22 protein-coding genes and 2 rRNA genes are annotated in these 26,517 nt (G+C 37.5%); 14 read left to right on the top strand and 10 right to left on the bottom strand.

Features of this window, described 5'->3' with window-relative positions; genetic code table 11:
- Positions 1–94: ribosomal RNA gene (locus ACQKIM_RS03975) — 23S ribosomal RNA — on the top strand; the annotation flags it as partial.
- A 183-nt stretch (positions 95–277) separates the two neighbouring features.
- Positions 278–393: ribosomal RNA gene (rrf, locus tag ACQKIM_RS03980) — 5S ribosomal RNA — on the top strand.
- An 810-nt stretch (positions 394–1,203) separates the two neighbouring features.
- Here rrf and ACQKIM_RS03985 read toward each other — a convergent pair.
- Positions 1,204–1,875 carry a LytTR family DNA-binding domain-containing protein gene (locus tag ACQKIM_RS03985; RefSeq protein ID WP_427539394.1) on the bottom strand — a complete coding sequence of 224 codons (672 nt, stop codon included), beginning with the start codon at positions 1,873–1,875 and terminating at the stop codon, positions 1,204–1,206.
- A 214-nt stretch (positions 1,876–2,089) separates the two neighbouring features.
- Between ACQKIM_RS03985 and aceA the strand changes: the two genes are divergently transcribed.
- Entirely contained in the window at positions 2,090–3,373 is a 1,284-nt protein-coding gene (gene aceA / locus ACQKIM_RS03990) for an isocitrate lyase (RefSeq protein WP_427539397.1), read from the top strand.
- Between the two features lie 114 nt (positions 3,374–3,487).
- A complete protein-coding gene (gene aceB, locus ACQKIM_RS03995) occupies positions 3,488–5,086 on the top strand; it encodes a malate synthase A (protein ID WP_427539400.1) in 1,599 nt (532 codons plus the stop codon).
- A 322-nt stretch (positions 5,087–5,408) separates the two neighbouring features.
- Here aceB and ACQKIM_RS04000 read toward each other — a convergent pair whose 3' ends face one another.
- A complete protein-coding gene (locus tag ACQKIM_RS04000) occupies positions 5,409–6,074 on the bottom strand; it encodes an O-methyltransferase (RefSeq protein WP_427539403.1) in 666 nt (221 codons plus the stop codon).
- Positions 6,075–6,194: 120 nt separating this feature from the next.
- On the opposite strand from ACQKIM_RS04000, the gene ACQKIM_RS04005 reads away from it, so the two are divergent.
- The 6 genes from ACQKIM_RS04005 (at position 6,195) to ACQKIM_RS04030 (ending at position 11,310) form a co-directional block, all read left to right on the top strand.
- Positions 6,195–7,082 carry a LysR family transcriptional regulator gene (locus ACQKIM_RS04005; RefSeq protein ID WP_427539406.1) on the top strand — a complete coding sequence of 296 codons (888 nt, stop codon included), beginning with the start codon at positions 6,195–6,197 and terminating at the stop codon, positions 7,080–7,082.
- A 75-nt stretch (positions 7,083–7,157) separates the two neighbouring features.
- Positions 7,158–7,553 (top strand): GntR family transcriptional regulator, encoded by a 396-nt coding sequence (locus ACQKIM_RS04010; RefSeq protein WP_427539409.1) that lies wholly within the window; start codon positions 7,158–7,160, stop codon positions 7,551–7,553.
- A gap of 4 nt (positions 7,554–7,557) precedes the next feature.
- Complete coding sequence (locus ACQKIM_RS04015; RefSeq protein WP_427539412.1) at positions 7,558–8,652, top strand: DUF1648 domain-containing protein; 1,095 nt, start codon at positions 7,558–7,560, stop codon at positions 8,650–8,652.
- Between the two features lie 137 nt (positions 8,653–8,789).
- Positions 8,790–9,461 carry a response regulator transcription factor gene (locus ACQKIM_RS04020; RefSeq protein ID WP_427539415.1) on the top strand — a complete coding sequence of 224 codons (672 nt, stop codon included), beginning with the start codon at positions 8,790–8,792 and terminating at the stop codon, positions 9,459–9,461.
- Entirely contained in the window at positions 9,461–10,831 is a 1,371-nt protein-coding gene (locus tag ACQKIM_RS04025) for an ATP-binding protein (RefSeq protein ID WP_427539771.1), read from the top strand. The genes ACQKIM_RS04020 and ACQKIM_RS04025 overlap by 1 nt, the downstream gene beginning before the upstream one ends.
- A gap of 74 nt (positions 10,832–10,905) precedes the next feature.
- On the top strand, positions 10,906–11,310 hold the full coding sequence (locus ACQKIM_RS04030; RefSeq protein ID WP_427539418.1) for a hypothetical protein: 405 nt from the start codon (positions 10,906–10,908) through the stop codon (positions 11,308–11,310).
- 59 nt (positions 11,311–11,369) lie between these two features.
- Here ACQKIM_RS04030 and ACQKIM_RS04035 read toward each other — a convergent pair whose 3' ends face one another.
- The gene (locus ACQKIM_RS04035; RefSeq protein ID WP_427539421.1) at positions 11,370–13,313 is read right to left on the bottom strand and encodes an SEL1-like repeat protein; all 1,944 of its coding nucleotides are present in this window, start codon (positions 13,311–13,313) and stop codon (positions 11,370–11,372) included.
- Positions 13,314–13,498: 185 nt separating this feature from the next.
- Here ACQKIM_RS04035 and ACQKIM_RS04040 point away from each other — a divergent pair, with 185 nt between their 5' ends.
- The 4 genes from ACQKIM_RS04040 to ACQKIM_RS04055 all read left to right on the top strand — a co-directional run bounded on the left by ACQKIM_RS04040 (position 13,499) and on the right by ACQKIM_RS04055 (position 17,370).
- The gene (locus tag ACQKIM_RS04040) at positions 13,499–14,209 is read left to right on the top strand and encodes a glycosyltransferase family 2 protein (RefSeq protein ID WP_427539424.1); all 711 of its coding nucleotides are present in this window, start codon (positions 13,499–13,501) and stop codon (positions 14,207–14,209) included.
- Positions 14,210–14,283: 74 nt separating this feature from the next.
- The gene (locus tag ACQKIM_RS04045; RefSeq protein ID WP_004233098.1) at positions 14,284–14,544 is read left to right on the top strand and encodes a metal-sensitive transcriptional regulator; all 261 of its coding nucleotides are present in this window, start codon (positions 14,284–14,286) and stop codon (positions 14,542–14,544) included.
- A gap of 232 nt (positions 14,545–14,776) precedes the next feature.
- Positions 14,777–15,934 carry a transglutaminase domain-containing protein gene (locus tag ACQKIM_RS04050; protein ID WP_427539427.1) on the top strand — a complete coding sequence of 386 codons (1,158 nt, stop codon included), beginning with the start codon at positions 14,777–14,779 and terminating at the stop codon, positions 15,932–15,934.
- A gap of 131 nt (positions 15,935–16,065) precedes the next feature.
- Positions 16,066–17,370, top strand: a complete 1,305-nt coding sequence (locus ACQKIM_RS04055; protein ID WP_427539430.1) for a transglutaminase domain-containing protein — start codon at positions 16,066–16,068, stop codon at positions 17,368–17,370.
- 40 nt (positions 17,371–17,410) lie between these two features.
- Here the strand turns inward: ACQKIM_RS04055 and ACQKIM_RS04060 are convergent, their stop codons facing one another.
- The 7 genes from ACQKIM_RS04060 to ACQKIM_RS04090 all read right to left on the bottom strand — a co-directional run bounded on the left by ACQKIM_RS04060 (position 17,411) and on the right by ACQKIM_RS04090 (position 26,478).
- Positions 17,411–18,358: an N-acetylglucosamine kinase gene (locus ACQKIM_RS04060; RefSeq protein WP_427539433.1), complete on the bottom strand. Its 948-nt coding sequence runs from the start codon at positions 18,356–18,358 to the stop codon at positions 17,411–17,413.
- Positions 18,355–19,869, bottom strand: a complete 1,515-nt coding sequence (gene argH / locus ACQKIM_RS04065) for an argininosuccinate lyase (protein ID WP_427539436.1) — start codon at positions 19,867–19,869, stop codon at positions 18,355–18,357. The genes ACQKIM_RS04060 and argH overlap by 4 nt, the downstream gene beginning before the upstream one ends.
- A 27-nt stretch (positions 19,870–19,896) precedes the next feature.
- On the bottom strand, positions 19,897–21,618 hold the full coding sequence (locus ACQKIM_RS04070) for an ABC transporter permease (RefSeq protein ID WP_427539439.1): 1,722 nt from the start codon (positions 21,616–21,618) through the stop codon (positions 19,897–19,899).
- 13 nt (positions 21,619–21,631) lie between these two features.
- Positions 21,632–22,702 (bottom strand): ABC transporter ATP-binding protein, encoded by a 1,071-nt coding sequence (locus ACQKIM_RS04075; protein WP_427539442.1) that lies wholly within the window; start codon positions 22,700–22,702, stop codon positions 21,632–21,634.
- Between the two features lie 981 nt (positions 22,703–23,683).
- Positions 23,684–24,775 carry an extracellular solute-binding protein gene (locus ACQKIM_RS04080; RefSeq protein ID WP_427539445.1) on the bottom strand — a complete coding sequence of 364 codons (1,092 nt, stop codon included), beginning with the start codon at positions 24,773–24,775 and terminating at the stop codon, positions 23,684–23,686.
- Between the two features lie 194 nt (positions 24,776–24,969).
- Positions 24,970–25,896: an EamA family transporter gene (locus ACQKIM_RS04085; RefSeq protein WP_427539448.1), complete on the bottom strand. Its 927-nt coding sequence runs from the start codon at positions 25,894–25,896 to the stop codon at positions 24,970–24,972.
- A gap of 18 nt (positions 25,897–25,914) precedes the next feature.
- Positions 25,915–26,478, bottom strand: a complete 564-nt coding sequence (locus tag ACQKIM_RS04090; RefSeq protein WP_427539451.1) for a GNAT family N-acetyltransferase — start codon at positions 26,476–26,478, stop codon at positions 25,915–25,917.
- Between the last annotated feature and the right edge of the window lie 39 nt (positions 26,479–26,517).

Consider the following 26,517-nt stretch of genomic DNA (forward strand, 5'->3'; position numbering starts at 1 on the left):
AGATCCCTCAAAGACGATGAGGTAGATAGGTTCGAGGTGGAAGTGTGGTGACACATGGAGCTGACGAATACTAATCGATCGAGGACTTAACCAAAATGTTTGAAACATTCAATGCACCGTTTATCCAGTTTTGAAAGAATAATTTCTTTCAAGGGTTTCAAGATACGAGTAGTTCGAGGAAGCGATGGAGAGAGGGAAGGAGCGTACTCAAGTACGTGACTGACTGAACGACAGAAGCTGACGAAGAAATGCGACGTATATTGAAAGCCGTTCATAGTCTAGTGATGATGGCAAAGAGGTCACACCCGTTCCCATACCGAACACGGAAGTTAAGCTCTTTAGCGCCGATGGTAGTTGGGGGCTTCCCCCTGTGAGAGTAGGACATTGCTAGGCAATAGTAAAACCAGAGTACATTACTCTGGTTTTTTCTTTTTTTCTGTAAAAAACTATTTCATGCTTGAGTTGGGAGTCAGAAACTCATGATTGTTTTATTATAATAAGAAAAATGGGCATTTATCAATTACACCCAACGTAATTGCCGTCCAGATTTTTTCGAACTTGCTCGAAAAGTTCATCTTGATAAAAATTCCATTCATCTCGCACCTATAGAGGTGATAGTATTTTGTACTGAACTTCGCTTTCGGTACAAAAACATTTGTTGCTGTCACTCCACTTTCATACACTAAAAATCTGCTGATTTAAGATAAACTGATTACAAATAGGTAAATTTAGGATTTCGAAAATTGTGCAAATCCATTAAAACATAAAATTTGGGTTGATTTGATTGATATACTCCTGATTAGGTAGACAGATAAAATCCAACTACTTAATCAGGAGTATTTTTTATGGATCGATATAAACATCTAGTTAAAATAAAATTATAAGCGTTCATTCGAAGAGTGTAACACTGGTGAAACTGTTTGCAAACTATCAAGAGACAGCATAAGCATATGGCACTCCCTAATTCAATGAATGAAAAAATTCGAGACAATTGGGAAGTAGGATTACCAGACTGGATGAATATAAGAAGGATAAATATTATTTACATCGTTATGACTTTTTAGACGGATTATATTTAGTTCTATAAACACCATTGCTATCTAAAGCTACACGATCTGAATCTATTGAAATTCATAGTTCAAGAGCACTTACCACTTGGCAAGGAGAAGTTCAAATCAATTCTATATGCTCCAATTCTAAAATTTAGAACTCTAAAGCATTTCGAAGATTATTTAAATAAGATTGACTTACGGGTAGTTCGCTTCCATCTTTTAAAGTAATTATAAAATTTGAAGTAAGATCTCGCGCCATTTTTTTTATGAAATAAATATTCACAATATAGGATCTATGAATGCGAATAAAGAACGAAGGTAAACGCATTTGTAGCTCCTTTAGTGTGATACTAGTTTTAAATTGATCTCCCTCCACATAAAACCACGTTTTTTTCTGTAGGCTCTCAATATGAGATATCTTATCAATAGCCACAGGATTCCATTCTTCCTCATGTTTGCCTGTTAAGAATTGAAATGGTTCTAATTTCTTTTCTGTAAAGGCTGAAGGTAATACTACAACAAGTGCTGCAGGTGCATCTAAAATGTGTATCGGATAGCCTATACCATAATAGGGTGTTTCAAATAGGGAATTATCTAAAATTGCATCTGTCCGTTTTCCTGTACGGATCACCTGCTCCGCAATGCTACCAGGTTGGACTTTTTGCCCCACTTTCAAGTTGATGTTTTGATGTCCAGAATGAAAATAAATATAAGAGTTTTCGACAGCAATTGCAATGGAAGAGTAGGCTGGAATCCAGTCCTTTAATATTGAAATAAACTGTTGTGAAATATCTTTTGGTAAAGAAAACGACTCATTATTCATTGTGAATATCCCCCTTGTTTGTAAACAGTTTACCAAATTTCGTCGTTGAAAAAAGTAGTTTTATCATTAAAATTTGGTCTTTTATCTAAAAATAATGAAAATTCAGATGTTCTGTTATATATTAATTTACAACAAATAAACCTGTTATGGAACAGTTAATTAAAAGTTTTTTAACAGAGTGAATTGTATACAAAGGGGAAGGTGGAATTTCAATATGTCAACACGTCAAGAAAAAATTCAAGTACTAGAAAAAGAATGGGCAGAGAACCCACGTTGGGCAGGTATTGAACGCTCATATTCAGCTGAAGAGGTTATTAAGCTACAGGGTTCTATTATACTTGAACAAACTTTAGCATCTAAAGGTGCTGCTCGACTTTGGAAGTCTCTACATGAAGAACCATTTATTAATGCATTAGGTGCATTAACTGGTAATCAAGCTGTACAACAAGTAAAAGCAGGATTACAAGCAATTTACTTATCAGGCTGGCAAGTGGCTGCTGATGCAAACCTTTCTGGTCAAATGTACCCTGACCAATCTTTATATCCAGCGAACTCTGTACCAGCAGTAGTAAAGCGTATTAACCAAGCTTTACAACGTGCTGATCAAATCGATCATGCTGAAGGACGTGTAGATCAATTCGATTGGTTCGCTCCAATCGTGGCAGATGCTGAGGCTGGCTTCGGTGGTCCTCTAAATGTATTTGAACTTGTAAAAGGAATGATTGAAGCAGGAGCTGCTGGTGTTCACTTAGAGGATCAATTAGCTTCTGAGAAAAAATGTGGTCACTTAGGTGGTAAAGTTTTACTTCCAACACAAAATGCTGTTCGTAACTTAGTTGCTGCTCGTCTTGCAACAGATGTAATGGGTGTAGATACAATTTTAATCGCTCGTACAGATGCAGATGCAGCTGATATGGTAACATCTGATATTGATCCACGCGATGCTGAATTTATTACAGGTGAACGTACACCAGAAGGCTTCTTCCGTACAAAACCAGGTATTAAACAAGCAATTGCACGTGGTTTAGCTTACGCTCCATATGCAGATTTAATTTGGTGTGAAACATCTAAGCCATCTCTTGACGAAGCACGTGAATTTGCAGCAGCTATTCATGCTGAATTCCCAGGTAAGATGCTTGCGTATAACTGCTCACCTTCATTCAACTGGAAGGCTAACCTTTCAGAAGAGGAGATTGCTGAGTATCAACGCGAGCTTGGCAAACTAGGATATAAATTCCAATTCGTTACATTAGCTGGTTTCCATGCATTAAACCACTCTATGTTCGAACTTGCGCATGATTATAAAGATAATGGTATGGCTGCATACTCTAAGCTGCAACAAGCTGAGTTCGCATCTGAATCAAAAGGTTACACAGCTACACGCCATCAACGTGAGGTTGGTACTGGTTACTTTGATGAAGTTTCTCAAGTTATTTCTGGTGGTACTTCTTCAACAACAGCAATGGCTGGCTCTACAGAAACAGAACAATTTGTTTAATTATAAATTAATTACGCTTATATCCTAAATTCATAATCATAGATTAGTCTCCTCCGCTCCTCCTAAGGCGGGGGACGACTCAACTTAAAATCACAAAGGTGGGGGAAACTACTAATGGAACAAGCAACAACAGGTAAGCTTAAAATTGTTGGGGATCAAAATGAGCAAACAAAAGAAATCTTAACACCAGAAGCCCTTGAGTTTGTTCTTGCCCTGCACGAAAAATTTGATGCTCGACGTAAAGAATTGCTAGCAGCACGTCAAGAACGTCAAAAACGACTTGATGCAGGTGAGAAGCTTGATTTCTTACCAGAAACTAAGCATATTCGTGAGGGAGATTGGACAATTGCACCACTTCCAGCAGATTTGCAAGATCGCCGTGTTGAAATTACAGGACCTGTAGATCGTAAAATGGTTATTAATGCATTAAACTCTGGTGCAAAAATGTTTATGGCTTGCTTTGAGGATGCATCATCTCCAACATGGGAAAACATGATTGGCGGTCAAATTAATATGCGTGATGCTATTAATAAAACAATTGAATTTACTCAAGCATCCAATGGAAAAACGTATAAATTAAATGAGCAAACAGCAGTGTTATTAGTTCGTCCACGTGGTCTTCATTTACTAGAAAAGCATGTACTCGTGGATGGAGAACCGATTTCAGGTAGTTTCTTTGACTTCGGCTTGTATTTATTCCACAATGCTAAAAATGCATTGGCAAAGGGTACTGGTCCATACTTCTATTTACCAAAGCTTGAAAGCCATTTAGAGGCACGCTTATGGAATGATGTCTTTGTGTTTGCTCAAGATTATATTGGCATCCCACAAGGTACAATTAAGGCTACTGTTTTAATAGAAACAATCTTAGCTGCATTTGAAATGGATGAAATTTTATATGAACTACGTGAACACTCAGCTGGATTAAATTGTGGACGTTGGGATTATATTTTCAGCTATATCAAACGTCTACGTAACCAGCCTGATGTAATTTTACCTGACCGTGGGCAAGTAACAATGACAGTACCATTCATGAAGGCATATACGTCATTATGTATCCAAACATGTCATAAACGTAATGCTCCTGCAATGGGCGGAATGGCAGCACAAATTCCAGTTAAAGGTGACGATAAAGCGAATGCAGTAGCATTTGCAAAAGTTGCTGAGGATAAGCGTCGTGAGGCAACAGACGGTCATGACGGTACTTGGGTTGCACATCCAGGTATGGTTGCCACGGCAATGGAGCAGTTTGATGCAATTATGACAACGCCAAATCAAATCCATAAAAAACGTGAAGATGTAAATGTTATTGCTGAAGATTTAGTAGCTGTTCCAGAAGGTACAATTACACTCGATGGTCTTCGTGTAAACTGTAGTGTAGGAGTTCAATATATTGCCTCATGGTTACGAGGAAACGGAGCTGCACCAATTAATAACTTGATGGAAGATGCTGCAACTGCGGAAATCTCTCGTACGCAAGTATGGCAATGGATTCGTCATCCTAAGGGTATTTTAGATGATGGACGTGGCATTACATTGGCATTCGTACTAGAAATCTTGGAAGAAGAGCTTGTGAAAATTAAAGAGGCTGTTGGGGAACAAGCCTATAACAGTGGTCGCTATGATGAAGCTGCCGAGCTGTTTAAATCTTTAATTGAGCAAGATGAATTTGCCGAATTCTTGACACTTCCAGGTTATGAAAAATTAGCTTAATCCAAAACAATCTACTAAACGAACATATCCAACTTTCCTAAATGATTGTGGACTGAACTCGAATGCAGTCCACCCAATTCCACTATTGAAATGAGCGGGGTCTGTTCCCCCGTTCCTTTCTAAACGAAATGAGCGCGTTTTTGCAATAAAAAGGGGTCTACTTATAAAAGGTAAGAGATTTAAATGGGGTGTAAGATGTCTTGCAAGCTTAGATGGGGAGCTTGTAGGACATCTTTTTCAATATGAAAGTAGTAAGAAGGCAAAGTCAGAATGGCTTTTTTCAGGGAGATGTCTCAGCTATTTATGAGACATCTCTTTTTAATTACTTAACGATCGCTAGCACAAAGCCATCATAGCCCTTATTACCAACAGTTTGTATAGCTGTAGATTCAATTTTTGATTCTTCTTTTAATAAATCCATGAATTGTCGTACACCTTGTACTCGTTCATCTTCACTTTTTTCGTCAATTACATCACCATTGCGCACTACATTATCAGCGACAATCACAGCTCCTGGGTTAGCCAATTCTAAAGCCCACTTCAAATAGTCTGGATTATTAGGCTTGTCTGCATCGATAAAAATGAAATCAAAAGCTGGAGCTGCATTTTTCAGGGTAGGCAATGTGTCTAAGGCTTTACCAACGATAATTTCCACTTTCTTTTCATAACCAACATTCTCAATATTTTGCTTTGCTAGGGAAGCGTACTCTGGATTAATCTCAAGCGTATAGATTTTACCTTCTTTTGGAAGGGCACGTGCTAACCATATACTACTGTATCCACCTAAAGTTCCGATTTCTAAAATGTTCTTTGCCCCTTTCATTTTAGCCAATAAATACAACAGCATGCCTTGAGTTGGTGAGACATCGATTTCTGGAATACCTGCTGCTTTATTAGCCTGTAATACAGCTTCAAGTTTTCTATCCATCGGTATTAGCTTTTCCAAAAAATAATTATCTACATGATTCCAAACAGTTGAATTGATCATTAAATATTCTCCATTTCCACATTTTCTCTTGCAAGTTAAGTGTATGTTAGAATAAATTATAATAAAAATATATTATTATTATTGATTCATAACTTAAGATTATGAGTGTGGGGTGAAACTATGAATATTCATGCATTGAAATTATTTTATCAGGTTGCTACAACAGGTAGTTTCACAAAGGCTGCTGAATTACTCTGTATTAGCCAACCAGCTGTCTCAAGTCAAATAAAAAAATTTGAACATGAAATGGGTGTTCAATTATTCAAACAGCAAGGAAGAGGTGTAGTATTAACAGATTTTGGAGGAGCCTTAGCGGAAAAAGCCAGAAACCTTGTTGCGCTTGAAGAGCACATTGAATCCTTTATCGAGGATTATCGACTTGCTAAGGCTGGTAATATACATATTGTTGCAACGTACTTACCAGCTAACTTTCTAATTCCTAAGTGGGCAGCTGCCTTTAAAGGAGCGCATGAAGATGTGAATCTAGTCATTACAACAACCAATACGAAAGATGCCTTTGAGCAGCTAATTCACTATAAAGCTGATATCGCCATTTATGGTGGTGGTATTTCAGAAAGACCAGAAGAAATAGCATGGGAGGAGCTGTTTGAAGATGAATTATGGTTTGTCGTTTCATCTGCTCACCGCTATGCGAATCAAACCATTGCACTTGCTGATATGGTGAAGGAACCATTTATAATGCGAGAGGAGGGTAGCTCAATGAGGGAGCATCTTTTTTCTTTATGTCAAACCTATCAAGTGAAACCGCCAAAAATAGCGCTTCAATTCAATGGCATTAATGAAACAATTCGTTCTGTTATGGCGGGCTATGGTGCAAACTTTATTTCATCACTAGCAGTACGCGAGTATGTGGATAGTGGTCATTTGGCAAGAGTTTATGTGAAGGATATTCATATTAAACATAAAATTGCTATATGTACAAGAAAGAATGAAAGGCACAGTATACTTGTCCAAAAATTTATAGAGATGGTTAGGAGCTCTTTATAATTTAAACACTTTCTTTATACATAGCAATCAAATATTTGTTATATTGTTTATATAACAAATATGGAGATGATTGAAATGTATATTCAAATTGAGCCTCGATCTGACGTTCCCATTTATGAACAGGTAACACGTCAAATTATTGAAGGGATTGCAAGAGGAGAAATGAAACCAGGTGATACCTTGCCATCTGTGCGTAATTTAGCGGCTGATTTAGGTGTTAATATGCATACGGTCAATAAAAGCTATCATGAGCTAGAAGAAAAGGGAATTATCACAATAAGAGCCAAATCAGGAGCTATTATTCGTTCAGTTGAAGAGCGAGCCTTAACACCAGAACAATTACAGCTGATTGAAAAAAATTTAAAGCCTGTTGTGGCAGAAGGAATGGTGCTCGGCGCAACAGCAGAGCAAATTGAGCACATGATGAAAAAGGTATTCGCAGATTTGCAAATATCAGTAGAAGGGGTATAGAGAGATGCTACTTGGTGTTTTTACCACAATCTACGTCATAAATTTAGCTTTACAACTTTTTATTCCCTATATCGTACGAGAAACGATTATCTTTGGTGTTACTGTACCCGAGCAGAATGTAAAACATCCAACATTAAGGAATATGAAAAAGCAATATGCACAAATTGTAGGCGTTTTTGGAATTGCGTTTTTAATCATTATGATTGTAGGTTATTCTTTTGCACAATCTACCTTTGTACAAGGGAATTTACTACTAGGGTGCTTTTTTGCTATGATTGCGGTAAGTATGGGGTTATATTGGATGAATCATCACAAAGTTTTAAAACTCAAAAAGCAAGAGCAATGGGGCTTGCATATCAAACAAGTGCGCTCCGTTGATTTAACAGCACGTAGCAGAGATGAAATGCTTCCATGGCCATTTTATGTAGTACCTTTAGGTGTAACAATCTTTTTAGTCATTTTTACTTTGCTACATTATGAACAAATACCCGATAAAATTGCTGTTCATTGGGGGCCAAGTGGTGAGGCAGACTCTTGGAGAAGTAAATCGTATTTTACAGCCCTATCTTTACCACTGATCATGCTAATGATGCAATGTATGATGTGGGGAATTGTTGATTCTATAAAACGTTCAGCGATTAAATTAGCTGTTAATCGTAAAGAGGAATCGTTAGAGGATCAACTAAAAAGTCGAAAATATATGAGTTGGAGCCTTATGCTTATAAGCTATACACTAACAATTCTATTCACGGTTTTACAGCTAAGCAATATTTATCCTTCGATAGCTGAGGGCAATAAACTGTTGCCATTATTTATTTTATATTTAGTAATTATTCTAGGCTCACTACTTGCTTATGCATGGAAAAAACGCCAGTTGCGTGTGAAGTTTGAAGAAAATATCGATTCTAAAGTAATGGATTTAGATGATGATCGCTTTTGGAAGGGCGGACTAATCTATATGAATAAACAGGACCCTTCTGTTTTTGTCGAGAAACGCTTTGGCATAGGCTGGACGATGAATCTAGCAAATCCAAGAGGGTATATTGTCATTGGATTACCACTAATTATTATATTGTTAATTTCTATCTTCGCACTCTAAAAAACTTCTCGCTGCTACAGGAATGTATTGCAAATATTTTGCTATACTTCTGCAAAAATAAGCGAGTTTTTTTGTATCCAAAAAGTAACATATGATAAATTTTAAGGAGCGTAAGGAAGGACGGAGGGTCAAACTATATGAAAATTCTTGTTGTGGATGACGATGTTCACATATTACAGCTTGTGAATATATATCTTACGAGAGAGGGCTATCAAGTATTACAGGCAGAAAATGGACAGCAGGCACTACAATTACTTGAGGGGAGCTTACCTGATTTAGCAATTGTAGATGTGATGATGCCTGGAATGGATGGTTTTACGCTTACGGAGATATTGAGCCAGGATTACGATATTCCTGTATTGCTGTTAACTGCAAAGGGAGAGCTTGAAGATAAGGAACGAGGATTTTTAGCGGGCTCGGATGACTATGTTGTGAAGCCCTTTGAGCCTAGGGAATTGTTATTTCGTGTAGCGGCAATATTACGTAGATTAGATAAAAAAAATCAAATTACTATCCAAGTAGGGAAGCTATTCATTGACCGCCGAAGCTTTGAGGTTGTCGTTGGAGAAGATACACTAGTATTGCCATTAAAGGAATTTGAGCTACTAGCATTACTCGCTTCGCGCCCAAATCAGGTATTCACGCGTAGTTTCATTATGGAACAAGTATGGGGCTATGACTATGAAGGTGATGAGCAAACGTTAAATACGCATGTGAAGCGTATTCGAGAGAGATTGCACCGCTATATAACAGATGTTGAGATTACAACAGTGCGTGGTGTTGGTTATAAGCTTGAGGTTATTACATGATGAAAACATTATATAGTAAGTTCGTTGTCACAACGATGCTTGTTATGATTGGCAGCTTGTGTATAGGCTTTTTAGCGACAAACACTTATTATCATCAAGTTGTAAAGGAAAAAAATGATGCCAAAAATGTGAATATTGCACGGGAAATTGCGAGCTATATTGAGACCACAAAGCCTAAGGATCTTGATAAATATTTAACTACCCTGGGGGAAATTGGCTACCAAATCTATATTACAGATGGTGATGAAGGGCAATTTTTTGGAGGAGAATACCGAGATAAAACATTGTCTTCTGAAGTTGTTGAGCGTGTTACAGGGGGTGAAATTTATCATGGTATGCGTGAATTTCCAAAAGAAACATTTGTGACAGGCTTTTTTGCGAATGAGCTTATAAATACGATAGGTGTCCCATTTACAATTGAAAAAAAGCATTATGCATTGTTTATAAGACCCGATATTCGATTATTATTCTCTGAGGTCCATACAATTCTAGCTGGACTTATTTTAGTAATGACAGTTCTTAGCTTATTAGCAATGCTACTATTTGCTAAAGCATTAATTCGCCCCATTACACAGCTAACTGAGGCCACACATCAGCTAGCTCATGAAAAATTTGATACGTTATTGGATATTGATCGTGCAGATGAAATTGGACAACTTGCAATTAGTTTTAATGTCATGACTGAAAAATTACAGGAAAATGATCGCATACGTAAGGAGTTTATTAGTAATGTATCACATGATTTTCAGTCACCATTGCTAAATATTCAAGGTTATGTAGATTTATTAAAGAATCCTTCGCTAACAGAACAGGAGCGACAGGAATATACAATGATTATTGAGCTGGAAACAAAGCGTCTTTCTACATTAACGAAGCAGTTACTTTTACTAACTTCCCTCGACCAATCTACAAGATTGTTAAAGCGTGAATCTTATCGCTTAGATGAGCAATTAAAGGAAACAGTTAGCAAATATCGCTGGCAGCTTGAGGAGGAAAATATACAATTATCCTATCAGCTAGAGCCACTTATTTATAACGGCGATGCAAGGCTGTTACAAAATATTTGGGATAATTTATTGACAAATGCCATTAAATATAATGTCGAGAACGGAGAAATTCATATTCGTTTACAGGAGCAATCGACCTATGTTGAAGTACTAATTGAGGATAGTGGTATAGGAATAACAGCTGATCAATTACGGCAGGTATTTGATCGCTTCTATCGAGTAGATGCTTCAAGAACAAAGCAAGGGACTGGGCTTGGACTAGCCATTGTTAAACAAATCGCAGAGCTACATGAAGGTACGGTTGAGATGGAAAGTGTTATTCACACTGGTACAAAGGTTTATATCCGCTTACCAAAACTGTAATAAGGAGTTCATGTAAAGTTCATGTTCCTACGATAAACTGCTGATAGTTGAAAAAGCTTAGGGGGAATAATCGTATGGAACAAAAATGGAGTTTACGTTTAATACGCCTTGCTGCAATTTTTGCATTGTTTGGAACGTATTTAGGCTCACATATGTCTGGTTCAGGAAGTTATCAATTTAGACCAATACATGCACACGTTTTACTAGTAGGTTGGTTAAGTATGTTTGCATGGGGAATTTTTTATCGAGCGTTCAAAGTGAAGTCTCAAAAATTAGTTACTGTACATGGCTGGACAGCGATTTTAGGTGTTTTTGGCTTAACATTAGGCATGTGGTTTTATAATATAAATCCATTTAATTTTAGCAGTACATTTACATTAGTTTTCTTTATTGTAGGTGGGACAACCTTGTTAATAAGCTTTGCATTATTTATCGTTGTAACATTTATGATTCATCAAAAAGAAGAAATGAAAAATTAAAGGCTAATACCGTGTCATTTTTAAACTGGCTGATGACACGGTATCTTTGTTTAAGAGGGCTATTCTTTTATATTTTCGAGAGACATCTTGAGCCATTTTGTTGCCTCATTATAATCTTGAGCAACACCCTGCCCCTTTTTATACAACATACCTAGCTGGAATTGGGCCTTTTGATGGCCTTGATAAGCCGCTAGGCGATACAGTTGTGCGGCTTTTGCAAAATCCTTTGGTACACCTTGTCCATGACTATGCATTTGAGCTAATTGATACCGTGCTTTGGCATGACCTTGTGCCGCAGCCTGTTCAATCCACTTTGCTGCCTCAGTATAATCCTGTTTGACACCTTTTCCCTTATCGAATATATTTCCAAGCTGGTATTGAGCACCTGAATGCCCTTGAATGGCCGCTAGACGATAGCAACGCCGCGCCTCTTCTAAATCTTGTGCAATTCCTAAGCCCTGTTCATACAATAATCCTAATTGGTACTCTGCATTAATATGAGACTGATCTGTGGCTGCTCTCCACCATTTCACTGCCTCATTATAATTTAATGTGACGCCAGATCCATTTGCATATAATAATCCAAGCTCGTACTGGGCATCAGCATAGCCTTTTTCTGCGGCCTTTTTAAAGTAAGGTAACGCTTTGTCAGGCTGTTCAAGCTGATGTACATACATACATCCAAGCTCAAAACCTGCACTTATATGTCCATGGCTAGCGGCGAGCTGCAACCATTTTTCAGCTAATGCCATATCCTTCTCCTTTTGATACAACAGGCCGAGACAATATTGAGCATTTGTATGTCCGCTATGTGCCGCAAGCTTAAACCACTTAATAGCCTCTATATGGTCCTGAGCGATACCTTGACCGGTGTTATAGAGCATCGCTAATTGAAACTCTGCATTGGTATGGTCTTGGAGTGCTGCCATGTGGAACCATCTAGCAGCTTCTTCGAAATTTTGTGTGATACCACGACCTTTTAGATACATATAGCCAAGATTATATTGGGCACTTGCATCACCTGCTAAGGCAGCCATTTCAAAATAAGTGATAGCTTCTTCATAGCTTTGCTCTACACCAGTTCCATTATGATAAAGAAATCCAAGATTATTTTGTGCGCTCGTATAGCCTTGATTGGCTGCAGCAATATACCATTTTGCTGCCTCAAAAAAATCTACAGGTACACCAAGTCCTTGATTAAAAAGAACACCTAAATTATACTGAGCATCTGCATTTCCTAAATTCGCAGCCTCTTTATAGTAGTGAGCTGCTTTCTCATAATCCTGCGATACGCCCTGTCCTAAATGATAAAGTACCCCTAAACTGTATAAAGCATTTGCATCTTTTTGCGCTGCTGCTCTCTCATACCACTTTCTTGCTAAAGTATAATCTTTTTTTACTCCACGTCCGTGATTATAAAGCACCCCTAAATTATATTGGGCACTTGGATTTCCCTGTTTTGCTGCCATCTCGAACCAGCCTGCTGAATTTTTATAGGCCTCTGCTGACTGTTGATCTTGATGTAGCATACTGGCATTAACAATGGATGCTAAATCTTCAAAATTAGAGCCTTTGCCTGGTAATTTGGCCTTGAAGCTTCGATCAAAGCGTTTAATAAACCACTCTACAATATCACTTATATAATCAAGTACAATTTTTGCAGCCTTTGCCTCGACAATCTCATTGCTTTGACTGGAAGCCATTTTATTCACAAGGTTCATTAATAAATAAATACGACGCGGATGTATTTTAGCGACAAAATTACGATGATTAAGTAAAGAATGTATGCTTTTCAGCCTCGGCTCTGCATGCATTTCTAACTTATAAATTTCATATAAAATTTCCTCTAGTACAAGCAGTGATTTATGTAGGGATAGAGCTGGCTTCGAAATAGCGAATGCATTTGCACCTTGTAAATTTTCAGCTAAATTTAGAAAGGATAACGCTCTTACTTTCTTACATTGATGTCGTAGGATTTCCTCTTGTCTGACGATTGTCCTCACCTCTTTCATCCTCTTTTTTCATATATCGGGAAAATATCTATATTATTGATATGTTTAATGGGATTCATCAGTTGAATTGTCATCGTTACATGATACTATGTGATATAAGGGAGATTTTCAAAAGGAATTGTTAAAAAGTACATCTGCCAAAGTTTCATTTTAATGTCGTCCGGAGGATAATAATAATGAAAAATATCGCAGCCATTATTCCAGCATTTAATCCACAATCTTCATTAATAACCTATGTACATCAGCTTTTAACAACGAAGATTTCACAAATTATTATCGTTAATGATGGAAGTGACGATAAATATGCAGATATTTTCGAAGAGCTGAAGAGCATTAATTGCTGTCGAGTGTTACAACATGATAAAAATATTGGAAAGGGCGGCGCACTTAAAACAGCATTTTCATATATATGGTCGCAAAAAAATCTGTTTCAGGGTGTAATTACAGTCGGTGCCCACAATCAACATACAGTGCAAGATGTAAAATTGGTGTTAACGATGACAAAGGTGTTCTCAGAAGGAATTGTACTGGGAGTACGTAATTTTCATTCATCAGACAGCACACTCTTATCCTACTGGGGAAATCGTGCAACAAGCTTGTTTTTCGAGCTTCTATACCATAGAAAGCTAATGGATACTCAGACTGGTCTAAGGTATATCTCTATTAAAGAGCTTCCATGGTTGCTGCGTGTAAAGGGAGTGCGTTATGAGTATGATACAAATATGCTAGTTGCTGCCCTTAAAAGAAAATGTCCAATTTTTGAGGTGGAGATTGGACAGTTACGTATAAAGAAAAACACAATTATACAATACGATGAAATAACAAATGCAGGGACAATTATTACTAAAATGCTTATGAATTATTTAAAACCAAGGGAGAATAATTAATAAGTTGAATAAATGTGCAAAAAAACATTAATTACTCAAGAACGTAGCGAGTATGGAAAGAAGGGGCAATGATGATGGAGTATTCAGATCAAGTAAAAAATCGTGTTAAACGTATGGAAGGTCAGCTACGTGGTATTTTGAAAATGATGGAGGAAGAAAAGGATTGTAAGGCAGTCATTACCCAATTGTCCGCAGTACGTTCAGCAGTAGATCGTACGGTTGGAGTGATTGTAAGTACAAATCTTTTAGAGTGTGTACAAAATGCTGAAGGGGATGGCGAGAAAATGAATGAAGCTATTCAGGAAGCAGTTAATTTAGTAGTAAAGAGTCGTTGAAAAAAAGGGGAAAATACCCATTAAACTCACTGTTTTAGGTGGGTTTTTATTTTTTGCAAAAATATAGTTTATTTCGGTTCTAATTTAAAAAAGCTGGGGATTTTAACCTATGTAATTTTATGGTTTCTCTAGTTAAAAGTCACAGTTAGTGAACTTGTACGATAGATTTATAGATACTTTTTCTGTTATGCTAATTAGTAAGAAGATTACCATAAAAGGGAAGGTGATTATTATGAAAAAATGGTTGATAAGTGGAGCAGCTTTATTGATGCTAAGTCCAACAGCAGCCTTTGCTCAAAATACAGATACTCATCCAGAAAATACTTCCCCAGTGATTGCTTATAATGTAGTAGCTAACTCTAAAGTAACGACTTGGGATCAATTCACAGCAGAAATCGTCAAGCAATTAAATAATTTCGCACCAGAAATTAAAATTACATATAGTGGTCCAATGACTAATTTTAAAGATAAATTTATGGAAGCCTATGAAAAGGCACAGAAGCAAGCCGTCTATGCGAGTGGTCATTTGGAGAGTACCGCTATATCTGCGGATTCAGCTGGCAATGTGACATTTAAAGTCAAATATTTCACAAACCAAACACAAGAAGTGGCTGTACAAAAAAAGATTGATCAAGTATTAAAAACAATTATTAAGCCTTCTATGACAGAGTTTGAAAAAGTAAAGGCAATTAATGATTATATTGTGTCAAATAGCGAGTATGGTACTAATACAAAGGCTAGTCCTCATAGTGCATATGCGCTGTTAATGGAAGGGCAGGCTGTATGTCAAGGTTATACGCTAACAGCTTATAAAATGCTGGAACAAGTAGGAATCGAATCGAAGTATGTTGTTGGCTATGTTAACGGCAATGAGGACCATGCATGGAACTTAGTGAAGTTGAATGGCAAATGGTATCATTTAGATACAACTTGGAATGATCCATTACCGAATCGAGTAGGTGTTTCTTCATATGATTATTTTTTAGTAACAGATGCACAACTTAAAAAAGATCATACTTGGATAACATCAGATTATCCTGCCGCAACAAGTACAGCATATAGCTATATGCAAAATATTCATTATGCCTATCATCAAGATAAGAACACTTTATACTTTAGTAATACAGCAGATAATGATAAATTGTATAAGCTTGATTTAGCAAGTGGCAAGAAGACTAAAATTATTGATAAGCGTGCCCTCTATATTACTGGTGCGGATAACTTTTTGTACTTCAGTGACTACAGTAATAGCGGTTTTTTAACAAAACTAAATCTTAAGACATTAAAAATGGAAGTGCTTGTAAAGCAATCTGTTTCAGATTTAAGAATTAGTGATAGTCATTTAGTTTACAATATGAATAAGAAAGAACAAAAACTTAAAATTAACTAGGATTCTAAAGATATAAAAAATAGAACCTCTTAAAATTAAATATCTGTAAATAAAATGTAAGCACAAAAGAACTTTCTAGTGAGTTCTTTGTGCTTTTTTTGTATATAATGAAAAGAAGAAGATGGTTGGAGGTGAGGATTTTGTGGAAAAAATTAGCCATTATCGTAATAATCGTTATATTTATTGACCCAATTTATACGGCTGGAAAGGCAGTTGTCCAACAAGTAATAACTTGGGCAAATAATGATGAAATTGAAACAATGATACTCTCAACAAAGGAAAAAATAGTAGATGTCACTGCCAAATTGTCAGAGAATGCCTCCATTGAAATAGCCACACCTCTAGAAGAGGTACCAGAAGCTGGCGTTGCTGTCACAGCTCCTGCTGCTCCAAAGCCTGAAGCAAAATTAGTTGTAACAAATGCAAAAGAAATGGCTGATGCAATGTATGCTTACTACAGTAGTTTTTCGCCAACTTTTGAGATTCAATATAAAGGAAGTACACAACGGATTGAACAAATCGTGGAAGAAGCCTATGACAATGCTATAAAGCGAGATGATTATGTATATGGACATATTAGCAAACACTCAATCCGTTTTGAATATGGCAGAAAAACAGCGACAATTTATGGTAATCAAAGCTATTTGATGACTCCAGATCAAGCCGCATATGTAGAAACGAATATTCAAGATATCGTCGCTTCTATTCAAAAAAGTTCTTTAAATGATTTAGAGAAGGTTAGGGCTGTCAATGACTTTATTGTTGCTAACACAGCTTATACCGATCAAACATCCTCAAGCCCGCATAGCGCATATACTGTACTGGCTGAGCATGGTGGTGTTTGTCAGGGATATGCATTATTAGCACATTCGATGCTCCAAAAGCTAGGTATAGAAACTAAATATATAGTGGGCTATGTTGGACAGGAAGGACATGCTTGGAATTTAGTTAAGCTTGATGGCCAATGGTATCATCTCGATACGACTTGGAATGACCCAGTCCCTGATCGTAAAGGGGCGGTACGATATCAATACTTTTTAGTGGATGATCGAACGATGGCAAAAGATCATACATGGATTGCAGAGGACTATCCAAAAGCGACGAATACCATGTATAACTATTTTCATAATGTAGATTTTCCGGCTCAGGTAGGACAGCAAATTTTTTATAGTAATGTTGCTGATGATAATAAACTATATATGCTCGATTTGAAATCAGGTCAGTCAGAGCGTATTTCAAACTCTCGAGCACAATTTATTGTATATGCAGATGGCTGGCTCTATTTTAGCAATTATTCACAAGGTGCATATTTAACAAAAATTCGTCCTGACGGAAGTGGAGAACAAGTTCTAAATAGAGAGGATACGAAGAATTTATTTGTAAAAGACGGCTATTTATATTTTACGACAGATGGATTGAAAAAAATGGCGCTCTAACATTGTATAATGTGTTTTTCTATATAAAAGGCCTATGACATTATAAGTTGTCATAGGCCCTTTTTGTACGCTCTATTAGGTAATAAATAGGCTGATGCTGGCATAAGCCAACCTCAATTTGTGGATACATGGATTTCATTTCCTGTGAGAAGGTTTTAAAAATAATTGGGTTATGCTTAATAGCACCACCGTTGCAATAAAGGTTAAATGTGCCACCATTATAGCCAATTTTTTTCAATACTGCACAAGCTAAAAGCACTAATTCATGGGCAGCACGCATGGATATTTGAGTGGCACAAGAATCCTTTTTAGTTACTGCCTCTGCCAGAAATGCACCCATTTTTGCGAGCTGTGCATTCGTGTAAGATGGACGGAACAGCCATGCCGCTAGTTCCGTAACATCTTGAATGCGTAAATAATGATAGACTGCATTTTTTAAGATCGTTGGTTCCCCACGTCCATCCTCCATCTTAAAAATAGCACGAATTACTTCTTGTCCTAACCAATAGCCACTGCCTTCATCCCCTGCACGATGTCCCCAACCACCAGCGCGTGCAATTTTAGAGCCATCATACGCATACGCAATAGCACCCGTGCCAGCAATTAGTAAAGCACCTGCCTGTTCGGCAGTGACCCCTAGTAAAGTAGCTTGTGCATCATTTTCGATAATAAGTGTATCTACTTGCAATGAGATAGAGGAGATGACGTGATGAACAATAGCTGATACAATTTCATGATCTTTATTAGAATCAATCCCAGACAATGCAAAGGTTGCTACAGCAATTTTTGAGCTCTCTTGTTTTTGTAAAAAATCATACACATTTGCTAGTAATGAATGCAATACCGCTGTAGCTGATTCAGTACCAATAGCTTGATAGTTGGAGCCCTTTGTTGAGTTTGAATATTTAATTTCACCGGATTCAGCGTGTACGACTGCACAAGCCGTCTTAGTAGCACCACCGTCAACAATAAGGAGCCATTTCGTCATTGATTCCAATCCTCTAAAAATACAGTTAATTGCTTTTCTGCTTCAATGATTTTTGTCTCCTTTGCATGAATCCAGGCATAAAGATCTTGAGCTTTTACCTTAGATCTTTCAAGCGACGCCTTCATCGTTTCTGGTGCTGGACCACCAGGCAAAGTACGAACACCTACAAAAGTTTCAGGTTTTAAAGTGTTATAAAAATCCTCTTCAGAAATATTTAACGGTTTACCAGTAATTAGCTTAGACTGTGTATTTGCTAATCCCCATGTAAGGCTTACCAAAGATTCCTCACCATGAGCAAGCAGTACTTTTATGCATTTGCTGACAATACTATGTGACTGACGGAAGGATATCCCCTCTGACCGTACTAATGTATCAGCAAGCTCTGTAACGTTAGCAAAGCTATTTTCTGCTCGATTTTTTAATTTTTTCTTGTTCACATTCATTGTCACAACAAGTGAACCAAATAGTTTGTAAATACCTAGTAAACGATCAATAGCACGCCATAAATAGGGCTGCATATCATCTTCTGTGTCTACGATATCTCCAAACGGTGTATTATGTACCATTTGTAATACTGTACTAGCATCCCCAACAACCGCTGAGAGCAATGAACGAGTATGCTCGATTGAAACAGGGTTACGCTTTTGTGGCATGATGGAGCTAATTTGTACATACGGACTTGCTAGTGTAAAGGCATTGAATTCCTGAGTTGCCCACAGTAAAAAATCCTGAGATGTGCGACCAAGATTAAGTGCCGCAAGCTGTACAATGCTTGCTGCCTCGGCAATATAATCTGCACCTGCAACAGCATCCCAAGCATTTTCTATAATATCATCGAATGCCAATAAATCACGCATGCGCTCTCGGCTAATTTTGAAGCCTGTCGTTGTTAGTGCCGCTGCCCCCATGCTGCTGCGATTAACTGTTTTGTAGACGTGCTGCAAACGTTCGAAATCTCGCTCCAGTTGATCGATAACAGCCTTCAAATAATGTGCAAAGGTTGTTGGCTGTGCCTGTTGAGTATGAGTATAGCCAATCATAATAGTATCCACATGTTCTTCTGCAGCCGCGATTAAATCATCACGTAATGTCAATAATTCACGCATAAGCAATAATAATTTTTTTCTTAATGTCATGCGATAAATGGCAATACCCATGTCATTACGACTTCTGCCAATGTGAAGATTTCCAGCAATATCACCAGCTAGTTCTATTAATTTATTTTCGATACGGAAGAATAAATCCTCGTATCTTGGGCTGTAATCCTCTAAGCGATAATAGTTTAAATCTAGCTTTTTAAGTGCGACGCCAATTTGTTTTGCTTCTTCATTTTTTACGAGTCCTTGTTCTTCCAGCATTTTTAAGTGTGCAATATTAATTTGTAGCATGATTGATAAAAAGTTTTTCTTTGCTTCATCATAGGCCGGTTGTAAGACAATTTTGCGATAAATATTAGAAGGGAAAATCATCCCATCTTCTTGCTGTGTTTTATTGCGGAAATCTTCAAACATGTTCATTGCCTCCTAGTAGATTAGCAGTTAGATGGCTGAGCCAGCACTGCCCTTAGATAACTTCTCAGAAATAATCAGTACAATTAAAATTAAGCAAATTTGTAAAACACCATATGCACAGGCAGTTCCAAATTTAAATGAATATAGTTTTTGGAATATAGCGACGGACAGTGGAATAGTAGATGTACTGTAAATAAGAATGGATGCTACAAACTCACCAATGCTTTGGACAAGCGCTAATAATGTACCAGCAAGAATTCCAGTAAAGGTGAGCGGTACTACGATACGTCTAAACGTATACCACCAAGTGGCACCTAATCCTCGAGATGCTTCTTCGATAGACTGATCTAATTGCACAAGTGAAGCAGATGTCGAGCGAAAGACAAGCGGTAAATGTCTAATAAAGTAAGCTAACGGTAAAATCCAGAACGTCCCAATGAGCACTTGATTAAAAGCGAAGACGTTTTCAGTACTAAAGGCTGCAATTAAGTTAACAGCTACAACTGTCCCTGGTAATGCCCATGGTACCATAATTAATATATCAAGTAACGTTTTACCTTTAAAGTTTAATCGTACCATAGCATAGGCAGCTGCAACTCCAAAAATTATATTACCAATCGTCGCAACAACACCCATTTGTATGGAATTCCAAATTGGTCGCCATGTGCGTTCATCTGTAAACAGTGCAACATAATGATTCATTGTGTATTCTGTTGGGAGAATTTGCGTTTTCCATGCACCATCCACAGAAAATGAAATTAAGACTAGCACTAATATGGGTAAAATTAAAATTAAGGTGCTGATGAATGATGCAGCAACAGCAGTTATTTTCATTCCCTTTGAAGATACTTCTGATCGATGGATACTGACGCCTTTGCTTAGATTTTGGTAGTTACGGCGATTTTGATACCAACGCATCAGCAACAGAAATGAGATGGACACAAAGGATAAAATCATAGATTGTGTCGCCGCCATATCTAGATTGCCATTTGTTCTAGATAAATAAATTTGCATTGTCATTGTACGCTCTACACCGAACATTAATGGTGCCGTGTAGGATGCCATAGATATCATAAATACTAATAATGAAGATGCCACTATTGAAGGAGTCAGCATCGGTAAAATAACCTTTGTCCATATGCGAATACGTCCAGCGCCAAGGCTCGTTGCTGCTTCCTCTAAAGCTGGATCAAGCCCCTTTATAGCAGCAGAGGCCGTCAGGTAGAAATAGGTATACATCGTGAATGTATGGACAACGATAACTCCCCAAATTCCTTTTAACGAAAAGGGTACCTGACTCAATCCAAATAAATGCTGGAAGGCACGGGGGAAGATACCGCTTTCCCCATATAAAAATGTAAAGGACAACACACCTACTAACGGTGGAAGAGCCATGGGTACTAATACCAAAACTGATAGCAGCCGTCTTCCTGGAAAATCATAACGTTCTAGTAAAAATGCCATTGTCACTCCAACAATTGCACAACATATAACACTAATGACTGAAATATATAAACTAGTCCATAACGCTTCTAAATTGGCGGGGCTAGCCAGATCAAAAAATTTTTTATAGGAGAAAAATGGATCATTTCCTGAAAAACTCTGTAAAAAAGTTTGATAGAAGGGATAAACCACATAGGCAAGCAATATTAAAAATAATGGCGATATGAGGATGTATACAAACCAATTAGAATACGTAACTCGTGACCATATATTTTCTTTAGGAGTGTTGACAGGTGTTTTGTTCATGTCAGCTTCCCCCCTATTCACCTAAAAAATATAATGCATCATACGGAATATTTAACGTAATATCCTCACCAATCTTTTTTAATGAATCACTTGAATTAACAATCATTACTTTTAGCGAAAATTCTTGAAAATCGACAATGTAATTCACGCTAATTCCAGTAAATTCAACAAAAGAAATTTTACCAGTCAATGTATTGTCACCTGTATCTAGATGAATCGATTCTGGACGAATAGAGATAAACACTTTGTCTCCAATCATATGCGATAAAGATAGAGAGCTTTGGTGTTTTCGCCCAGTGAGAACAAGTCCATTTGCTGTTTTTGCTTGTATATGCTCGTCATCAATAGTATCAATGGTTGCTTCGATTAAGTTTGTTTCGCCGATAAAATCTGCAACGAAGCGGCTTAAAGGACGATGATAAACTTCCTGAGGGGTACCAATTTGCTTGATATAGCCATTTTCCATCACCATAATGCGATCAGACATGGCCATTGCTTCCATTTGATCATGCGTCACATAAATAGTTGTGACACCAAGCTCGCTTTGAATTCGTTTTATTTCAATTCTAGTTTCCTCACGTAATTTTGCATCTAAATTCGATAAAGGCTCATCAAGTAATAAAATATCTGGCTCAATCACAAGTGCTCTAGCCAATGCGACTCTTTGCTGCTGCCCGCCTGATAGCTCATTGATTTTTCGATTTCCATAGGGCTCTAGATGAACAAGTCCTCGAATTCGATCGACCTTTCGTTTAATTTCGCTTTTGCTAAGCTTTCTAACCTGTAAACCAAAGGCGATATTTTCATCAACCGTCATATGGGGGAAAAGAGCATAGTTTTGAAACACCATACCGATATTCCGTTTATTGGGCTGAAGCCGAGTCACATCCTGATCATCAAATAAAATTTTCCCCGCTGTCGGGTAATAAAAGCCAGCAATCATTCTCAAGGTAGTTGTTTTACCACAGCCGCTTGGACCGAGAAATGTAAAAAACTCCCCAGCTTTAATATCAAGACTTAAATTTTTTACACCATGCACCTGACCAAATTGCTTAGAGACATTCTCTATTTTGACACTTCTCAAAAAAGTGCTCCTTTCTCGCAGAAAGTTAGAATACATGAAGGCTTCTAAATAAGAAATTCTGTTGTCCTTTCTTGTGAGCAGTAGGTGGTCATTTATACAAAAATAGCAAACTAGTGATAACACTAGTCATGTTGTTGAAATACTATTATGTCAATGACATCAAGGTGACATATAAAAAAGTATAGCCCTTTTTCAAAACGAGGGGTTGATCTCCGTTCCGACTGAGTGCTTTCCTGGGGGCGTCCGATGAGCCGCTTGGGGCAACAGGAGGTTGGTCACGAAGGCGTTGTCACAGGACGTGACGATTTTAGCCTTCGTTCCCCTAATCTGCTCGCTCCAGGGTCTCATCTGTGACGCTGAATCCCCGAGGAGTCACTCAGTCTACACTCCAATCAACCATTACTCATAGTATTTTCTATTGGCATTTCACATAAATGTGTAGTGATAAAATGAAGTCTTAACCATCACTATTTTGCGCAAAAATTGAGCTTTGATATAACATTTTTCTTTTGCGAAACAGAGCGACAGCAATAAGTGACTTTATGAAAAGTGACAAAGTGGTTTTATCCATAGAATGTAGGATAAACAACTATAGAATTGTACCACTACTCTATCTAATTAATGTTGGTAAGTAATATGCTTTTACTTTACTTTTGAGGGAAGAAAATATTCAAAGTTCGACACTATTGCTGATTGGAGTGCAAGGCAACTCGACTCCCGTGGGATAGCGAGACAGACGAGAAACTGAGGCCAACATGATGTTGGTCACGAAGGCGTTGTCACAGGACGTGACGAACTTAGCCTTCGTTCCTCAGCGCAGGAAGCCTTGCTCTGTGCGAAAGCGAAGCGTCAGCGGCAAAGCGAGTAGCCTGGAACGGAAATCACCTTCATTTTGACTAAATATTTACAAAGGGTCCCTTGACTATTTAATTTTTCAACAACATGACTAGTGATAACACTAGTAAGCTATTTTCTATAATCTTATTTGCCGCGTCCTTTAATATTATTATCCCAGTATTCCATCCACTCGGCTTCTTTTTCTGACATAAGCTGCCAATCAATATCAAAAGTTTTTAAATCTAGCTCTTGATACCATTCAGGCATTGTTGCTTTATCAATATCTGAACGTGTAGGAATTTGATAATAGTCATTAGCCAGTTGCGTGACCATACCCTTTTCAAATAAGAATTCAACGAAGAGCTTTGCATTTTCTAAGTTTTTCGCATTATTGACAACAGCTACACCATCTACTAAAATCGGTGCACCACTTTTTGGATAAATGTAATCAAATGGATAATCCGTTGTATATTTTTTTAATAAAATATCTTGCAGATTCCATAACGAAACACTGCCCTCCTGACGAGTAAGCTTTAAATAAAGTGCATTTGGATCTTGTGTATATTCCTTTGTATTGGCATCTAGCTGTAATAGCCAATCATAGCCCTTATCAGGGGAATCGGTGCCTTGACGTACAATCATGGAGGAGTAAATAGTCCGCATTGTTCCAGATGCTAAAACACCACGAATTAAAACTTTATCCTTCCATTTAGGATCTAATAAATCATCCCAATCCTGTGGTCCAGATTCTTTCGTTAATACATCACTGTTAATCATAATTACCTCAGGGAGCAGCATTTCGCCAAACCAACGTCCTTCTGCATCTTTATGTGCAGTATCGATGGAGTCGATAAAGCTAGGCTTCCATGCATGAAGCAAATCCTCATTAGCCCCAACAATAAGTGCTGATTGTGTACCGCCCCACCAGAAATCAGCCTGTGGGTTTGCCTTCTCACCGCGTAGACGCTCTAAAATTTGCTGAGCCCCCATTGTCAAAAACTCTACCTCAATGTCTGGATACTTTTCATTAAATTGATCGATTACCTTCTGTACCATCTCCTCATCACGACCAGTGTAAATAACTAGCTTGCCTGATGGTGATGTTTCTACATCTGCTTTTTCAGGATTTGACGTTTTGTCATCATTTGTAGAATTCTTGTTGTTTTCACTACTACATGCAGCTAAGACAATGAGCATCAGCACAAGGAAAAAACCGAAAATACGCGATTTTTTCATAATCTTCTCCTTTCTCATAGTGAGTAACTTGCATATAGCAGTATAATACGGAGGTAACACAATAATGTTAGAATTATTAAAAAATTCTAATTGCCCTCATCATAAACTAAATAAATATTGGTTATCAATGCCATAATTACAAAATTCGAAAAAACTCCTTAAAAAGGGATGAACCCAATATTAAGGAGTTTTAATTATGCGTTTTTATTGTTGATGGGTTCTAAAATAATATCCTTTTGCCGACGTTGGGTAATAATTGCAGGAAGCATCATCCCGACAATGACAAGAATTATCCCCATTACTTGTATAGCAGTTAATGGTTCATGTAGAACAATAACTGAAACGGTAACTGCTACTGGAAGCTCGATGGCACTTAATATGGAGGCGAGGGCACCGCCTATTTTTGGAATGGCTATTGAAAATAAATAAATCGGCAATATAATGCCAAAAAGCCCTAAAGCTAGTCCAAACTTCCATAAACCATGAACAAATAATTTTCCATTCCATATAATTTCAGGGTTAAGGAAAATGCTAATTAAAATCAGTGCAACGAAGGATACAATTAAGACACGGGCAGTAGTTGTAATACCTTCCACAGGTCGTGAGTTAAATTGAATAAAACAAGCAAAGCTAAATGCAGCAGCAAAGCCAAAAAGCCACCCTTTTATTGGGATACTACTTAGATCAACATTTAACACACCAGCGGCTAGAATGGTTCCTGCAAATAAAATAATTAGCGAAATCACTTCAGGACGACTTGGTAACCGTTTGTTTAGTGCACAATCCAGTAGTAGACCAATCCAAGTAAATTGAAAGAGCATCACTACCGCCAAAGAAGCAGGCAGATATCTTAATGATTCTCCATAGACAATACCTGTAGTGCCAGTAAGTAGCCCTGCACAAACCAAAATAACTAGCCCACCTTTCGAAGGCTTGGGTAATTGTCTTTGCGTAATTAAAAAAATAGTGAGTATTAGTATGAAGCCAATAATATATTGACTCGACACAGCCTCTGCTGATGTAAAGCCATGTTGCATAGCTACTTTGACAATTGTCGATAATATTCCATAGCTACTAGAGGCAATAACAATCAGTAGAGGATATAGTAAATTTGATTTCATATTTTTGCGATTCACTTCCTAAATTTGCTTCACCATATGATGAAAAGGTTCATCAATAATTGACCATGGTTCTGTAATGACGAAGCCTAAACGTTCATACAAACGACGTGCACTCTCTTTTTGAGTTTCAACATTTAATGATAGTTTTTTAAAGCCTCGCTGCTTTGTTAGTTCTTCTGCATATTGCAGCAGTAATGTACCAATCCCTTTACCACGAGCCTCAGATGAAACACATACTGTATCAATATAGTATTCGTCCTCGTGAGCCTCTCGATCAATGATAATAGAAGGCGCATTTTTAGCCTTCAGCCACTTTACAAGGTTAGCATCCATCTCAATAGCCTGCTCGCCATTATAATAAACAAGAATTCCTAATACGTGCTCATTCTCAACGACTACATAAGTATTTAAATAAGAATGTCGATTATCCTCACGTTTGAAAAGGTTTGTTAATTCTCGTTTAACAGCTTCCTCTGTTTGTTCACCAGTTAAACGATTGGCAATATCACCAATAGCATCCATTATTAATGGAACAACGGCATGGGCATCCTGTGGTTGCGCTTGTCGAATTGTTATACTCATTGTCAAAATCCCTACCTTTCTATAGGCAAGTATAACAAA

The sequence above is a fragment of the Lysinibacillus sp. NPDC047702 genome, from assembly GCF_050272555.1.
GTDB lineage: Bacteria > Bacillota > Bacilli > Bacillales_A > Planococcaceae > Lysinibacillus.

What these genes read in the sequence shown, in the direction of transcription:
- ACQKIM_RS04010 (WP_427539409.1), top strand. Translation starts at nt 7,158, where the DNA reads ATGTATATTCAAATTGAGCCTCGATCTGACGTTCCCATTTATGAACAG.
- ACQKIM_RS03985 (WP_427539394.1), bottom strand. Translation starts at nt 1,875, where the DNA reads ATGAATAATGAGTCGTTTTCTTTACCAAAAGATATTTCACAACAGTTT.
- ACQKIM_RS04085 (WP_427539448.1), bottom strand. Translation starts at nt 25,896, where the DNA reads ATGAAATCAAATTTACTATATCCTCTACTGATTGTTATTGCCTCTAGT.
- ACQKIM_RS04045 (WP_004233098.1), top strand. Translation starts at nt 14,284, where the DNA reads ATGGAGTATTCAGATCAAGTAAAAAATCGTGTTAAACGTATGGAAGGT.
- ACQKIM_RS04060 (WP_427539433.1), bottom strand. Translation starts at nt 18,358, where the DNA reads ATGACGAAATGGCTCCTTATTGTTGACGGTGGTGCTACTAAGACGGCT.
- ACQKIM_RS04080 (WP_427539445.1), bottom strand. Translation starts at nt 24,775, where the DNA reads ATGAAAAAATCGCGTATTTTCGGTTTTTTCCTTGTGCTGATGCTCATT.
- ACQKIM_RS04030 (WP_427539418.1), top strand. Translation starts at nt 10,906, where the DNA reads ATGGAACAAAAATGGAGTTTACGTTTAATACGCCTTGCTGCAATTTTT.
- ACQKIM_RS04000 (WP_427539403.1), bottom strand. Translation starts at nt 6,074, where the DNA reads ATGATCAATTCAACTGTTTGGAATCATGTAGATAATTATTTTTTGGAA.
- aceB (WP_427539400.1), top strand. Translation starts at nt 3,488, where the DNA reads ATGGAACAAGCAACAACAGGTAAGCTTAAAATTGTTGGGGATCAAAAT.
- ACQKIM_RS04050 (WP_427539427.1), top strand. Translation starts at nt 14,777, where the DNA reads ATGAAAAAATGGTTGATAAGTGGAGCAGCTTTATTGATGCTAAGTCCA.
- ACQKIM_RS04040 (WP_427539424.1), top strand. Translation starts at nt 13,499, where the DNA reads ATGAAAAATATCGCAGCCATTATTCCAGCATTTAATCCACAATCTTCA.
- argH (WP_427539436.1), bottom strand. Translation starts at nt 19,869, where the DNA reads ATGTTTGAAGATTTCCGCAATAAAACACAGCAAGAAGATGGGATGATT.
- ACQKIM_RS04005 (WP_427539406.1), top strand. Translation starts at nt 6,195, where the DNA reads ATGAATATTCATGCATTGAAATTATTTTATCAGGTTGCTACAACAGGT.
- ACQKIM_RS04025 (WP_427539771.1), top strand. Translation starts at nt 9,461, where the DNA reads ATGAAAACATTATATAGTAAGTTCGTTGTCACAACGATGCTTGTTATG.
- ACQKIM_RS04020 (WP_427539415.1), top strand. Translation starts at nt 8,790, where the DNA reads ATGAAAATTCTTGTTGTGGATGACGATGTTCACATATTACAGCTTGTG.
- ACQKIM_RS04015 (WP_427539412.1), top strand. Translation starts at nt 7,558, where the DNA reads ATGCTACTTGGTGTTTTTACCACAATCTACGTCATAAATTTAGCTTTA.
- aceA (WP_427539397.1), top strand. Translation starts at nt 2,090, where the DNA reads ATGTCAACACGTCAAGAAAAAATTCAAGTACTAGAAAAAGAATGGGCA.
- ACQKIM_RS04090 (WP_427539451.1), bottom strand. Translation starts at nt 26,478, where the DNA reads ATGAGTATAACAATTCGACAAGCGCAACCACAGGATGCCCATGCCGTT.
- ACQKIM_RS04070 (WP_427539439.1), bottom strand. Translation starts at nt 21,618, where the DNA reads ATGAACAAAACACCTGTCAACACTCCTAAAGAAAATATATGGTCACGA.